Below are 13,316 nucleotides of genomic sequence, written 5' to 3'. Positions count from 1 at the left end.
ACAGCAATGGCCGAAGCAAAAGTACTCAGCGGCGCCGGGCTCCGGGGCCAGGTCGCCGGGCAGACCGCCCTGTCCACCGTGGGCCAGGCCGGTGCCGGCCTGACCTACCGCGGCTACGACGTGCGCGAACTGGCGGCGGATGCGCAATTCGAAGAGGTGGCGTACCTGCTGCTCTACGGAGAACTGCCGACCCAGGCCCAGCTCGCCGCCTACCAAGGCAAGCTGAGCAAGCTGCGCGACCTGCCGCAGGCGCTCAAGGAAGTGTTGGAGCGCATTCCCGCCGACGCCCACCCGATGGACGTGATGCGCACCGGTTGCTCGTTCCTGGGCAACATCGAGCCGGAGAAGGACTTTTCCGAGCAGCGCGACAAGACCGACCGCCTGCTGGCCGCGTTCCCGGCGATCATGTGCTACTGGTACCGCTACAGCCACGACGGCAAACGCATCGACTGCGTCAGCGACGAGCCGTCCATCGGCGGCCACTTCCTGCACCTGCTGCACGGCAAGAAGCCGAGCGAGCTGCACGTCAAGGTGATGAACGTCTCGCTGATCCTCTACGCCGAGCACGAGTTCAACGCCTCGACCTTCACCGCCCGCGTGTGCGCCTCGACCCTGTCGGACCTGTATTCCTGCGTGACGGCGGCCATCGGCTCCCTGCGCGGCCCGCTGCACGGCGGCGCCAACGAAGCGGCGATGGAAATGATCGAGCGTTTCTCGTCGCCGGAAGAGGCGATCAAAGGCACCCTCGGCATGCTCGAGCGCAAGGACAAGATCATGGGCTTCGGCCACGCGATCTATAAGGACAGCGACCCGCGCAACGAGGTGATCAAGGGCTGGTCGAAGAAGCTCGCCGACGAAGTGGGCGACAAGGTGCTGTTCCCGGTCTCCGAGGCCATCGACAAGACCATGTGGGAGCAGAAGAAGCTGTTCCCCAACGCCGACTTCTACCATGCATCGGCGTATCACTTCATGGGCATCCCGACCAAGCTGTTCACCCCGATTTTCGTCTGCTCGCGCCTGACCGGCTGGGCGGCGCACGTGTTCGAGCAGCGTGCCAACAACCGCATCATCCGTCCGAGCGCCGAGTACACCGGCGTCGAACAGCGCAAGTTCGTGCCAATCGAACGTCGCTGAATGGTGGAGGTCAGGCACCGATACCGACGTTCACCGAAGTCCTTGTGGGAGCTGGCTTGCCAGCGATGACGGAGTCATATCCAGCATCGATGGCGGCTGACCCGCCGCAATCGCTGGCAAGCCAGCTCCCACAGGGTTCGTGTGAATTTCGAGGTTGATGCCAGGCCTCGCCCTTTGAAACTACCGTGCCCCGAGTCCTGACCGATGAACACACAATTTCGTAAACCGCTCCCCGGCACCGCCCTGGACTACTTCGATGTCCGCGCTGCGGTCGAGGCGATCCAGCCCGGCAGCTACGACACCCTGCCGTACACCTCCCGGGTGCTGGCGGAAAACCTGGTGCGCCGCTGCGACCCGGCCACGCTCACCGATTCGCTCAAGCAACTGATCGAGCGCAAGCGCGACCTCGACTTCCCGTGGTTCCCGGCCCGGGTGGTGTGCCACGACATCCTCGGCCAGACCGCGCTGGTGGACCTGGCTGGCCTGCGCGACGCGATCGCCCGGCAGGGCGGCGACCCGGCGCAGGTCAACCCGGTGGTGCCGACCCAACTGATCGTCGACCACTCGCTGGCGGTGGAGGCGGGCGGGTTCGATGCGCAGGCGTTCGAGAAGAACCGCGCCATCGAGGACCGTCGCAACGAGGACCGTTTCCATTTCATCAACTGGACCAAGAAAGCGTTCAAGAACGTCGACGTGATCCCGCCGGGCAACGGCATCATGCACCAGATCAACCTGGAGAAAATGTCCCCGGTGATTCAGGTGCGCCCCGATGAAAACGGAAAGCGCGTGGCGTTCCCCGACACCTGCGTGGGCACCGACAGCCACACCCCGCACGTCGATGCGCTGGGCGTGATCGCCATCGGCGTCGGCGGCCTTGAGGCCGAAAGCGTGATGCTCGGCCGCGCCTCGTGGATGCGCCTGCCGGAAAGCGTCGGCGTCGAACTGACCGGCAAGCTGCAGCCGGGCATCACCGCCACCGACATGGTGCTGGCGCTGACCGAATACCTGCGCAAGCAGAAGGTCGTCGGCGCGTGGCTGGAGTTCTTCGGCGAGGGCGCCTCGGCCCTGACCCTGGGCGACCGCGCGACCATCTCCAACATGGCCCCGGAATACGGCGCCACGGCGGCGATGTTCTACATCGACCGGCAGACCATCGACTACCTCAAGCTCACCGGCCGCGACGACGAGCAGGTGCAGTTGGTCGAGAACTACGCCCGCACCACCGGCCTGTGGGCCGACAGCCTGACAGGCGCGCAATACGAGCGCAGCCTGAGCTTCGACCTGTCTTCGGTGGTGCGCAACATGGCCGGCCCGAGCAACCCCCACGCCCGCGTGGCGGTGGCGGATCTGGCCGCCAAGGGCATCTCCGGACAGTGGGACGACGTGCCGGGGCAAATGCCCGACGGCGCGGTGATCATCGCCGCCATCACCAGTTGCACCAACACCAGCAACCCGCGCAACGTGATCGCCGCCGGCCTGCTGGCGCGCAACGCCAACAAGCTGGGGCTGACCCGCAAGCCGTGGGTCAAGTCGTCGCTGGCGCCGGGCTCCAAGACCGTGGCGCTGTACCTGGACGAAGCGGGGCTGGGCAAGGAGCTGGAGCAGCTCGGCTTCGGCGTCGTGGCGTTCGCCTGCACCACCTGCAACGGCATGTCCGGCGCGCTGGATCCGGTGATCCAGCAGGAAATAATCGACCGTGACCTGTACGCCACCGCCGTGCTCTCGGGCAACCGCAACTTCGACGGGCGGATCCACCCGTACGCCAAGCAGGCGTTCCTTGCTTCGCCGCCGCTGGTGGTCGCCTACGCCATCGCCGGCACCATCCGTTTCGACATCGAGAAAGACGTGCTGGGCGTGGCCGACGGCAAGGAAATCCGCCTGAAGGACATCTGGCCGAGCGACGAAGAGATTGAAGCGGTGGTCAAGGCGGCGGTGAAGCCTGAGCAGTTCCGCCAGGTCTACATCCCGATGTTCGCGATCCACGAAGACACCGGCCCCAAGGTCGCGCCGCTGTACGACTGGCGCGAGATGAGCACCTACATCCGCCGTCCGCCGTACTGGGAAGGCGCGCTGGCCGGGGCCCGTCCGCTCAAGGGCATGCGCCCGCTGGCGGTGCTGCCGGACAACATCACCACCGACCACCTGTCGCCGTCCAACGCGATCATGCTCGACAGCGCCGCCGGCGAATACCTGGCGAAAATGGGCCTGCCGGAGGAGGACTTCAACTCCTACGCGACCCACCGCGGCGACCACCTCACCGCTCAGCGCGCGACCTTCGCCAATCCGAAACTGTTCAACGAAATGGTGCAGGAGAACGGCAAGGTCAAGCAGGGCTCGCTGGCCCGGGTGGAGCCGGAAGGCAAGGTGATGCGCATGTGGGAAGCCATCGAGACCTACATGGACCGCAAGCAGCCGCTGATCATCATCGCCGGCGCCGACTACGGCCAGGGTTCGTCCCGTGACTGGGCGGCCAAGGGCGTGCGGCTGGCCGGGGTCGAGGCGATCGTCGCCGAAGGCTTCGAGCGCATCCACCGCACCAACCTCGTGGGCATGGGCGTGCTGCCGCTGGAGTTCAAGCCGGGCACCGACCGCAAGACCCTGGGCATCGACGGCAGCGAGACCTACGACGTGATCGGCGACCGCACGCCGCGCGCCGACCTGACGCTGGTGATCCACCGCAAGAACGGCGAACGCGTCGAGGTGCCGGTGACCTGCCGCCTCGACACCGCCGAAGAAGTGTCGATCTACGAGGCCGGCGGCGTGCTGCAGCGCTTTGCCCAGGACTTCCTCGAAGAGTCGGCGGCCGCCGTCTAATCCACGCTGTGCCGGCGCAGGCCTCAAGGTTCGCGCCGGCGATTAAGGAGCACCATGGCTCACGCACCACAGATCAAGATCCCCGCCACCTACATGCGCGGCGGCACCAGCAAGGGCGTGTTCTTCAGCCTGCAGGACCTGCCCGAAGCGGCGCAGGTGCCGGGCCCGGCCCGCGATGCGTTGCTGCTGCGGGTGATCGGCAGCCCCGACCCTTACGAGAAACAGATCGACGGCATGGGCGGCGCCACGTCCAGCACCAGCAAGACCGTGATCCTGTCCAAGAGCATCAAGGCCGACCACGACGTCGACTACCTGTTCGGCCAGGTCGCCATCGACAAGCCGTTCGTGGACTGGAGCGGCAACTGCGGCAACCTCTCGGCGGCGGTCGGTTCGTTCGCCGTCAGCAACGGCCTGGTCGACCCCGACCGCATTCCCCGCAACGGCGTGGCGGTGGTGCGGGTGTGGCAGGCCAACATCGGCAAGACCATCATCGCCCACGTGCCGATCACCAACGGCGAAGTCCAGGAGACCGGTGACTTCGAGCTCGACGGCGTGACCTTTCCGGCGGCCGAAGTGCAGCTGGAGTTCATGGATCCGGCGGCGGAAGAAGAGGGCGGCGGCGGTTCGATGTTTCCCACCGGTAACCTGGTCGACGACCTGGAAGTGCCCGGCGTCGGCACCTTCAAGGCGACGATGATCAACGCCGGCATTCCGACGATCTTCGTCAACGCCGAGGACATCGGCTACAAGGGTACCGAGCTGCAAGGCGCGATCAACGGCGACCCGAAGGCGCTGGCGATGTTCGAGACCATCCGCGCCCACGGCGCGCTGCGCATGGGCCTGATTTCCCGTCTGGAAGAGGCGGCCCAGCGCCAGCACACGCCGAAGGTGGCGTTCGTCGCGCGGCCTGCGGATTACCTGGCCTCCAGCGGCAAGGCAGTGGCGGCCGAGGGCGTCGATCTGCTGGTGCGCGCCCTGTCCATGGGCAAGCTGCACCACGCGATGATGGGCACGGCGGCGGTGGCCATCGGCACGGCGGCGGCGATCTCCGGGACGCTGGTGAACCTGGCGGCCGGCGGCACCGAGCGCAATTCCGTGCGCTTCGGCCATCCGTCCGGGACGCTGCGGGTCGGCGCCGAGGCGAGCCTGGAGAACGGCGAGTGGGTCGTGAAGAAAGCCATCATGAGCCGCAGCGCGCGGGTCTTGATGGAAGGTTTCGTCCGGGTGCCCGGCGACGCTTTCTGACCTGACCGGAACAAGGTTTGGGAGCCTGTCGGGCGGTGCTTTCGCTGGCGTCATCGCCAGCAGGCTGGCTCCCACCTTGTTTTGCGGCGACCGCAGATTCTGTGTTCAACAGGAACCCTGTGGGAGCCAGCCTGCTGGCGATAGCGTCAGCCCAGACGCCACAGCAGAATCGATACAGCCGCATTTCCACAATAAGAAAGCGTTAGCCCTGAACCGAGGTCCCCTCAACGAACCACTTCACGGAGTGAATCGACCATGAGCGCCAACGTCGACCAGAACAACCGCCCCGACTACGACCGTGTCCTGCAGGACATCGCCGACTACGTCCTCACCTTCAAGACCGAATCCGCCGAAGCCCTCGACACCGCCCGCCACTGCCTGATGGACACCCTGGGCTGTGGCCTGCTGGCCTTGCGCTTTCCGGAGTGCACCAAGCATCTGGGCCCGCTCGTGGAGGGCACCGTCGTGCCGTTCGGTGCGCGGGTGCCGGGCACGCCGTACCGGCTCGATCCGGTGAAGGCCGCGTGGGACATCGGCTGCGCCGTGCGCTGGCTGGACTACAACGACACCTGGTTGGCCGCCGAGTGGGGGCATCCGTCCGACAACCTCGGCGCGATTTTGGCGGTGGCCGATCACCTGTCGCAGCAGCGCGTGGCCCGGGGCGAGACGCCGCTGGACATGCGTGCGGTGCTCGAAGCGATGATCATGGCCCATGAGATCCAGGGCGTGATCGCCCTGGAAAACTCGTTCAACCGCGTAGGGCTCGATCACGTCATCCTGGTGAAAGTCGCCTCCGCCGCCGTCAGCGCCAAACTGATGGGCGCCAACCGCGAGCAATTGCTGTCGGCGCTGTCCCATGCCTTCGCCGACGGCCAGGCGCTGCGCACGTACCGCCATGCGCCGAACGCCGGCTCGCGCAAGTCTTGGGCGGCGGGGGACGCGTCGAGCCGGGGCGTCAGGCTGGCCGACATCGCGATGCGCGGCGAGATGGGCATCCCCGGCGTGCTGAGCGCCCGGCAGTGGGGCTTCTACGACGTGTCGTTCAGCCACACCAACAGCGATCTGGCGCTCAAGCCTGAAGACCGGCGCTCCTTCAGCCTCTCACGGCCGTTCGGCAGTTATGTGATGGAGAACGTGCTGTTCAAGGTCAGCTTCCCCGCCGAGTTCCATGCGCAGACCGCCTGCGAAGCCGCCGTGGCCCTGCATCCGCAGGTGCGCGACCGTCTGCGCGAGATCGACCGGATCGTCATCACCACCCACGAATCGGCGATCCGCATCATTTCCAAGGCCGGCCCTTTGGCCAATGCCGCCGACCGCGACCATTGCCTGCAATACATGACCGCCGTGCCGCTGGCGTTCGGCGACCTGGTGGCCGAGCACTACGAGGACGGCTTCCACGCGGCGCATCCGATCATCGATGAGCTGCGGGACAAGATGATCATCGTCGAGGATCCGCGCTTCACCCGCGAGTACCTGGAGGCGGACAAGCGTTCCATCGCCAATGCGGTGCAAGTGTTCTTCAAGGACGGCACCCACACCGACAATGTGCGGGTGGAGTACCCGATCGGCCACCGCCGGCGCCGGGCCGAGGGGATTCCCCTGCTGGAGGACAAGTTCAGGGCCAACCTGGCGACGCGCTTTGGCGGGCAGCGGTGCGGGGAGATCGTGGCGTTGTGCAGGGATCAGGCGCGGCTGGAGGGGACGGCGGTGAACCGGTTTGTCGATCTGTTCGTCATCTGAGCGACTGGGTCATGGTTCAATCGCGAGCGGGCTCGCTCCCACATGTCGTGCGTGGCACAGAAACTGTGGGAGCGAGCCTGCTCGCGATGGCGCCGGTGCGGGCGCCGCAGTACTACTTGAAGCGCCGCTCGACGCCTTTCTCCACCAGGATCTTGGCCGAGATCTCTTCCACCGAGAAATGCGTGGAGTTGATGTGCGGGATGTTCTCGCGGCGGAACAGGTTCTCCACTTCGCGCACTTCGAACTCGCACTGGGCGTAGCTCGAATAGCGGCTGTTGGGCTTGCGTTCGTTGCGGATCGCGGTGAGGCGGTCCGGGTCGATGGTCAGGCCGAACAGCTTGTGCTGGTGGGCGCGCAGGGCGGCCGGCAACTGCAGGCGCTCCATGTCGTCTTCGGTCAGCGGATAGTTGGCGGCGCGGATGCCGAACTGCATGGCCATGTACAGACACGTCGGCGTCTTGCCGCAGCGCGACACGCCCACTAGGATCAGGTCCGCCTTGTCGTAATAATGCGTGCGGGCGCCGTCGTCGTTGTCCAGGGCGAAGTTCACCGCCTCGATGCGCTCCATGTAGTTGGAGTTGTGGCCGATGGAGTGGGACTTGCCGACGGTGTAGGAGGAGTGCTCGGTCAGTTCCTGTTCGAGCGGCGCCAGGAAGGTCGAGAAGATGTCGATCATGAAACCATTGGACGTGGCCAGGATCTCACGGATGTCCTGGTTGACGATGGTGTCGAAGATGATCGGCCGCAGGCCGTCCGCTTCGGCGGCCTTGTTGATTTGCTGTACCATGGCCCGCGCCTTTTCGACGGTGTCGATGTAGGGCCGCGTGAGTTTGCTGAAGGTAATGTTCTCGAACTGCGCCAGAAGGCTTTGACCCAGGGTTTCGGCGGTGATGCCGGTGCCATCGGAGATGAAGAAAGCGGATCGTTTCATGTGCACCCTGGACCTTAAGTGAGTGTCCTGCGTCATTCGCCACACAGGACGCTTGATTCTTGGATATGATAGGCGCGGTTTGCCGGCCGCCATCGGCCTGCATTCTCACTTATTTTCCAGGTCCAGGCCATACAGCCGGCCGACGCTCCCCCGAGCCGCCGGTTTCTGAGCTTTTCCAACACAGTTAGTGGAGAGATCACCTTGGTAGAGTACGTAGTTTCCCTCGATAAGCTCGGCAAACACGATGTTGAGCATGTGGGGGGCAAGAACGCATCCCTGGGCGAGATGATCAGCAACCTGGCAGGCGCCGGCGTTTCCGTTCCCGGCGGCTTCGCCACCACCGCCCAGGCCTATCGCGATTTCCTGGAACTGAGCGGTCTGAACGACCGGATCCACGAAGCCCTCGACGCGCTCGACGTCGACGACGTCAATGCGCTGGCCAAGACCGGCGCCCAGATCCGCCAATGGATCATGGAAGCCGAATTCCCCGAAAAGCTGAACGCCGAAATCCGCACCGCGTTCGCCGCGCTGTCGGCCGGCAACCCTGACGTGGCCGTGGCCGTGCGTTCCTCCGCCACCGCCGAAGACCTGCCGGACGCTTCCTTCGCCGGCCAGCAGGAAACCTTCCTGAACATCCGTGGCGTGGACAACGTGATCCGCGCCGCCAAAGAGGTGTTCGCTTCGCTGTTCAACGACCGTGCGATCTCCTACCGCGTGCACCAGGGCTTCGACCACAAACTGGTCGCCCTGTCGGCCGGCGTGCAGCGCATGGTGCGTTCGGAGACCGGCACCGCCGGCGTGATGTTCACCCTCGACACCGAATCCGGTTTCCGTGACGTGGTGTTCATCACCGGCGCCTACGGCCTGGGCGAAACCGTCGTGCAGGGCGCGGTGAACCCGGACGAGTTCTACGTCCACAAGGGCACGCTCTCGGCCGGCCGTCCGGCGATCCTGCGCCGCAACCTGGGCAGCAAGGCGATCAAGATGATCTACGGCGACGAGGCCAAGGCCGGTCGTTCGGTCAAGACCGTCGATGTCGACAAGGCCGACCGCGCGCGTTTCTGCCTGACTGACGCCGAAGTCAGCGAACTGGCCAAGCAGGCGATGATCATCGAGAAGCACTACGGCTGCCCGATGGACATCGAGTGGGCCAAGGACGGTGACGACGGCAAGCTGTACATCGTGCAGGCCCGTCCGGAAACCGTGAAGAGCCGCACCCAGGCCAATGTCATGGAACGTTACCTGCTCAAGGAAACCGGCACCGTGCTGGTGGAAGGCCGCGCCATCGGCCAGCGCATCGGCGCCGGCAAGGTGCGGATCATCAAGGACGTGTCCGAGATGGACAAGGTTCAGGTCGGCGACGTGCTGGTCTCCGACATGACCGACCCGGACTGGGAACCGGTCATGAAGCGCGCCAGCGCCATCGTCACCAACCGTGGCGGCCGTACCTGCCACGCGGCGATCATCGCCCGTGAGCTGGGCATTCCGGCGGTGGTGGGCTGCGGCAACGCCACCCAGCTGCTCAAGGACGGCCAGGGCGTGACCGTGTCCTGCGCCGAAGGCGACACCGGCTACATCTTCGAAGGCGAGCTGGGCTTCGACGTCAAGAAGAACTCCGTGGACGCCATGCCGGAGCTGCCGTTCAAGATCATGATGAACGTCGGCAACCCGGACCGCGCCTTCGACTTCGCGCAGCTGCCGAACGCCGGCGTTGGCCTGGCCCGCCTGGAGTTCATCATCAACCGCATGATCGGCGTGCACCCCAAGGCGCTGCTGAACTACGACGGCCTGCCGCAGGACATCAAGGAAAGCGTCGACAAGCGCATCGCCGGCTACAGCGACCCGGTCGGCTTCTACGTCGAGAAACTGGTCGAGGGCATCAGCACCCTGGCAGCGGCGTTCTACCCGAAGAAGGTCATCGTGCGTCTGTCGGACTTCAAGTCCAACGAATACGCCAACCTGATCGGCGGCAAGCTGTACGAGCCGGAAGAAGAGAACCCGATGCTGGGCTTCCGCGGCGCCTCGCGCTACATCAGCGAATCGTTCCGCGACTGCTTCGAGCTCGAGTGCCGTGCGCTCAAGCGTGTGCGCAACGAGATGGGCCTGACCAACGTCGAGATCATGGTGCCGTTCGTGCGCACCCTGGGCGAAGCCTCTCAAGTCGTCGAGCTGTTGGCCGAAAACGGTCTGGCCCGCGGCGACAACGGCCTGCGCGTGATCATGATGTGCGAGCTGCCGTCCAACGCCATCCTGGCCGAAGAGTTCCTCGAATTCTTCGACGGCTTCTCGATCGGTTCCAACGACCTGACCCAGCTCACCCTGGGCCTGGATCGGGACTCGGGCATCATCGCCCACCTGTTCGACGAGCGTAACCCGGCGGTCAAGAAGCTGCTGGCCAACGCCATCGCCGCATGCAACAAGGCCGGCAAGTATATCGGCATCTGCGGTCAGGGCCCGTCGGACCACCCGGACCTGGCCAAGTGGCTGATGGAGCAGGGCATCGAAAGCGTGTCGCTGAACCCGGACACCGTGCTGGAAACCTGGTTCTTCCTCGCCGAAGGCCAGGCTTGATAACGATGTGAACGGACCGCTCCCTCCGGGGGGCGGTCTTACAGTGATTGAAACAGGGCGAGCGCCTTCGGATGCCGCCCTTTTTTGTGCAAGAGCATTATGCAAAGCAGCAGCAACCTGTTTCCCGTCGCCCTGATCAGCGCCGAGCGGCGCGGCGATCTGAGCGAAGACATCTATCGGCTGAAACCGGGCAACAGCCCGGACTCGACCGTCGAACTGGCCGTCACCCGCCTGGGCATGGCCGACGAACCGGCCGCGCGCGGCGTGCCGGTGATCCTGCTGCACGGCAGCTTTTCCAACCGGCGGTTCTGGTTCTCTCCCAAGGGGCTGGGGCTGGGCGCCTACCTGACGCGCCTGGGCTTCGACGTGTGGATCCCGGAGATGCGCGGCCATGGCCTGTCCCGGCGCAACGAGGACTACCGCCGCAACCGCGTCGCCGACTACGCCCGCTACGACCTGCCGGCCATCGCCGCGTTCGTGCGTGAGCAGAGCGGGCAGGTCCCGCACTGGATCGGCCACTCCCTGGGCGGCATCACCCTGGCGGCGGCGCTGGGCGGCGAGTACCTCGGCGAGCCGGCGGTGGCGTCGGCGGTGTTCTTCGGCACCCAGGTCAGCCGCACCTACTGGCCGCTGAAGATTCCGCCGGTGGAGTGGAGCGGGCGTTTCATCCTCAAGCGCTTTGCCCAGCTGTCCGGCTCGCGGCTCAAGCGCGGCCCGGAGGACGAGCCGATCGGCCTGGCCCTGGAAAGCATGCGCTGGTACGGCCTGTTCGGGCGTTTCGGCGACAAGGACAAGGACTGGTGGGCCGGCCTTGCCGACGTGAAGGTGCCGGTGTTGGCGGTGAGCGCGGCGGGGGACCATCAAGATCCGGCGTGGGCCTGCCGCAAGCTGTACGAGCAGATCGGTTCCGAAACCAAGCAATTCATCAATCTGGGGCGCGAGCAGGGCTTCAGCGAGAATTTCGGCCATGTCGAGATGCTGGTGAGCAAAGCCGCGCAGGCCGACGTGTGGCCGTTGGTGGCGCGTTGGCTGGCGGATCAGCAGACGCCGTTGCTGGGCGAGAAACCGGATCTGGCTGCGGCGGTATGAGCGCAAGGCTCTGACAAGGGCATTTCGTTCAGGGCCGCTTGCGGCTAAGATATGACGCATTGCGTGGTTCTGGTCACAAATGGTGACTGTTTAGCTATTACGTTTCAGCGTTTGTTCAGGTTCGGTCGGCGACCATGGCGCAAGCCAAGGTAAACGGCGGCCACCGGAACTCGTTTCAACAGCATGCGGCATCCCTGATCGTTTTCCTCTTTACAGGAGTTTTTCGATGATCCATTACCTCACCCCTGACCTGTGCGACGCCTACCCGGAGCTGGTGCAGGTGCTGGAGCCGATGTTCAGCAATTTCGGCGGCCGCGATTCGTTCGGCGGCGAAATCGTGACCATCAAGTGCTTCGAAGACAACTCGCTGGTCAAGGAGCAGGTCGAGCTCAAGGGCAACGGCAAGGTGCTGGTGGTCGATGGCGGCGGTTCCCTGCGCCGCGCGCTGCTGGGCGACATGCTGGCCGAGAAGGCGTCGAAGAACGGTTGGGAAGGGCTGGTGATCTACGGCTGCATCCGTGACGTCGACGTCATCGCCCAGACCGACCTGGGTGTCCAGGCGCTCGCCAGCCACCCGATGAAGACCGACAAGCGCGGCATCGGCGACCTCAACGTCGCGGTGACCTTCGCCGGCGTCACGTTCCATCCGGGCCAGTACATCTATGCGGACAACAACGGCGTGATCATCTCGCCGAGCCCGCTGAAGATGCCGGAATAAGTCGCCGTACGCACAGGGGTGAGGATGTTCGAGGAAGACAACGCGCAGTGGGGGCTGGTGCATGCCCTGGTGCTGGACGGCAAGGGCGGTGCGCGTTCGATAGCCCGGACGGACCTGGACGACCTGCAGCTGCAGGCCCATGAAAGCCTATGGCTGCACTGGGACCGCAGCCATCCGCAGACCCAGACCTGGCTGCGCAAGTCCAGCGGACTCAACGAATTCGCCTGCGACCTGCTGCTGGAAGAGAACACCCGGCCCCGCCTGCTGCCGCTGGCGGATTCCGAATTGCTGCTGTTCCTGCGCGGGGTCAACCTCAACCCGGGGGCCGAACCCGAGGACATGGTGTCGGTGCGCATCTTCGCGTCGGCCCAGCGGGTGATCTCCCTGCGCCTGCGTCCGTTGCGCGCCACCGATGAACTGCTGGCGCAGTTGGCGGAAGGCAAGGGGCCGAAAACGTCTTCCGAGCTCATCCTCTACCTGGCGCAGTACCTCACCAACAAGGTGCAGGATCTGGTCACCTGCCTCTCGGAAATGGTCGATGACGAGGAAGAAAAGCTGGATGCCGACGAACGGTATACCCCCGAGCATGGCGCCAATCTGCACATCCGTCGACGCGCGGCGGGACTGAAGCGTTTTCTGGCCCCGCAGCGGGATATTTTCGGACAGTTGTCCCGGATAAGGCTGCCATGGTTCGTCGATGACGACGGCGATTACTGGAACGAACTGAACAACAGCCTGACCCGCTACCTCGAAGAGCTCGAATTGACCCGAGAGCGCGTGGGGCTTGTGCTGGAGGCCGAAGACCGGCGCCTGAGCGTGCGGATGAACCGCACCATGTACCGCTTCGGCATCATCACCGGGATCTTCCTGCCGATGAGTTTCCTCACCGGCCTGTTGGGGATCAACGTCGGCGGGATTCCGTTCTCCACCAGCCCCTACGGCTTCCTGATCGCCTGCCTGACCGTGGTCGCCGTGGCGCTCGGGCAGTGGTGGCTGTTCCGCCGTTTGCGCTGGGTGTGAACATGGCGCATGTGACCCGACCAAATTTGCCCGCGTCTTTCACAGACATCACGA

Annotated in this window: 9 protein-coding genes; 8 read left to right on the top strand and 1 reads right to left on the bottom strand. The window is 65.0% G+C overall.

The genetic code is table 11. The features are described from left to right. Positions 1 to 6: 6 nt before the first annotated feature. The 4 genes from prpC to prpD all read left to right on the top strand — a co-directional run bounded on the left by prpC (position 7) and on the right by prpD (position 6,933). Positions 7 to 1,134, top strand: coding sequence for a 2-methylcitrate synthase (gene prpC / locus CAG31_RS00980; RefSeq protein ID WP_085577610.1), 1,128 nt, complete (start codon positions 7 to 9; stop codon positions 1,132 to 1,134). A 204-nt stretch (positions 1,135 to 1,338) separates the two neighbouring features. Further along, a complete protein-coding gene (acnD, locus tag CAG31_RS00975; RefSeq protein ID WP_085577609.1) occupies positions 1,339 to 3,948 on the top strand; it encodes a Fe/S-dependent 2-methylisocitrate dehydratase AcnD in 2,610 nt (869 codons plus the stop codon). A gap of 54 nt (positions 3,949 to 4,002) precedes the next feature. Continuing rightward, a complete protein-coding gene (prpF, locus tag CAG31_RS00970) occupies positions 4,003 to 5,193 on the top strand; it encodes a 2-methylaconitate cis-trans isomerase PrpF (protein ID WP_085577608.1) in 1,191 nt (396 codons plus the stop codon). A gap of 255 nt (positions 5,194 to 5,448) precedes the next feature. Next, positions 5,449 to 6,933 carry a 2-methylcitrate dehydratase gene (prpD, locus tag CAG31_RS00965; protein WP_085577607.1) on the top strand — a complete coding sequence of 495 codons (1,485 nt, stop codon included), beginning with the start codon at positions 5,449 to 5,451 and terminating at the stop codon, positions 6,931 to 6,933. Between the two features lie 112 nt (positions 6,934 to 7,045). Here the strand turns inward: prpD and CAG31_RS00960 are convergent, their stop codons facing one another. Then, a complete protein-coding gene (locus CAG31_RS00960) occupies positions 7,046 to 7,864 on the bottom strand; it encodes a pyruvate, water dikinase regulatory protein (RefSeq protein WP_085577606.1) in 819 nt (272 codons plus the stop codon). Between the two features lie 201 nt (positions 7,865 to 8,065). Between CAG31_RS00960 and ppsA the strand changes: the two genes are divergently transcribed. The 4 genes from ppsA to CAG31_RS00940 all read left to right on the top strand — a co-directional run bounded on the left by ppsA (position 8,066) and on the right by CAG31_RS00940 (position 13,262). Beyond that, positions 8,066 to 10,435 (top strand): phosphoenolpyruvate synthase, encoded by a 2,370-nt coding sequence (ppsA, locus tag CAG31_RS00955; RefSeq protein ID WP_085577605.1) that lies wholly within the window; start codon positions 8,066 to 8,068, stop codon positions 10,433 to 10,435. A 99-nt stretch (positions 10,436 to 10,534) separates the two neighbouring features. Then, on the top strand, positions 10,535 to 11,524 hold the full coding sequence (locus CAG31_RS00950; protein ID WP_085577604.1) for an alpha/beta fold hydrolase: 990 nt from the start codon (positions 10,535 to 10,537) through the stop codon (positions 11,522 to 11,524). 229 nt (positions 11,525 to 11,753) lie between these two features. After that, a complete protein-coding gene (gene rraA / locus CAG31_RS00945) occupies positions 11,754 to 12,242 on the top strand; it encodes a ribonuclease E activity regulator RraA (RefSeq protein ID WP_170929976.1) in 489 nt (162 codons plus the stop codon). A gap of 24 nt (positions 12,243 to 12,266) precedes the next feature. Next, on the top strand, positions 12,267 to 13,262 hold the full coding sequence (locus CAG31_RS00940; RefSeq protein WP_085577602.1) for a zinc transporter ZntB: 996 nt from the start codon (positions 12,267 to 12,269) through the stop codon (positions 13,260 to 13,262). The last annotated feature ends 54 nt before the right edge of the window (positions 13,263 to 13,316 follow it).

It is taken from the genome of Pseudomonas sp. R25(2017) (assembly GCF_002112565.1).
Lineage (GTDB): Bacteria > Pseudomonadota > Gammaproteobacteria > Pseudomonadales > Pseudomonadaceae > Aquipseudomonas > Aquipseudomonas ekonensis.
This window is presented reverse-complemented; position numbering and strand designations above follow the sequence as displayed.

Coding starts and splice junctions, on each gene's coding strand:
- prpC (WP_085577610.1), top strand. CDS start 7: ATGGCCGAAGCAAAAGTACTCAGCGGCGCCGGGCTCCGGGGCCAGGTC.
- acnD (WP_085577609.1), top strand. CDS start 1,339: ATGAACACACAATTTCGTAAACCGCTCCCCGGCACCGCCCTGGACTAC.
- prpF (WP_085577608.1), top strand. CDS start 4,003: ATGGCTCACGCACCACAGATCAAGATCCCCGCCACCTACATGCGCGGC.
- prpD (WP_085577607.1), top strand. CDS start 5,449: ATGAGCGCCAACGTCGACCAGAACAACCGCCCCGACTACGACCGTGTC.
- CAG31_RS00960 (WP_085577606.1), bottom strand. CDS start 7,864: ATGAAACGATCCGCTTTCTTCATCTCCGATGGCACCGGCATCACCGCC.
- CAG31_RS00950 (WP_085577604.1), top strand. CDS start 10,535: ATGCAAAGCAGCAGCAACCTGTTTCCCGTCGCCCTGATCAGCGCCGAG.
- CAG31_RS00940 (WP_085577602.1), top strand. CDS start 12,267: ATGTTCGAGGAAGACAACGCGCAGTGGGGGCTGGTGCATGCCCTGGTG.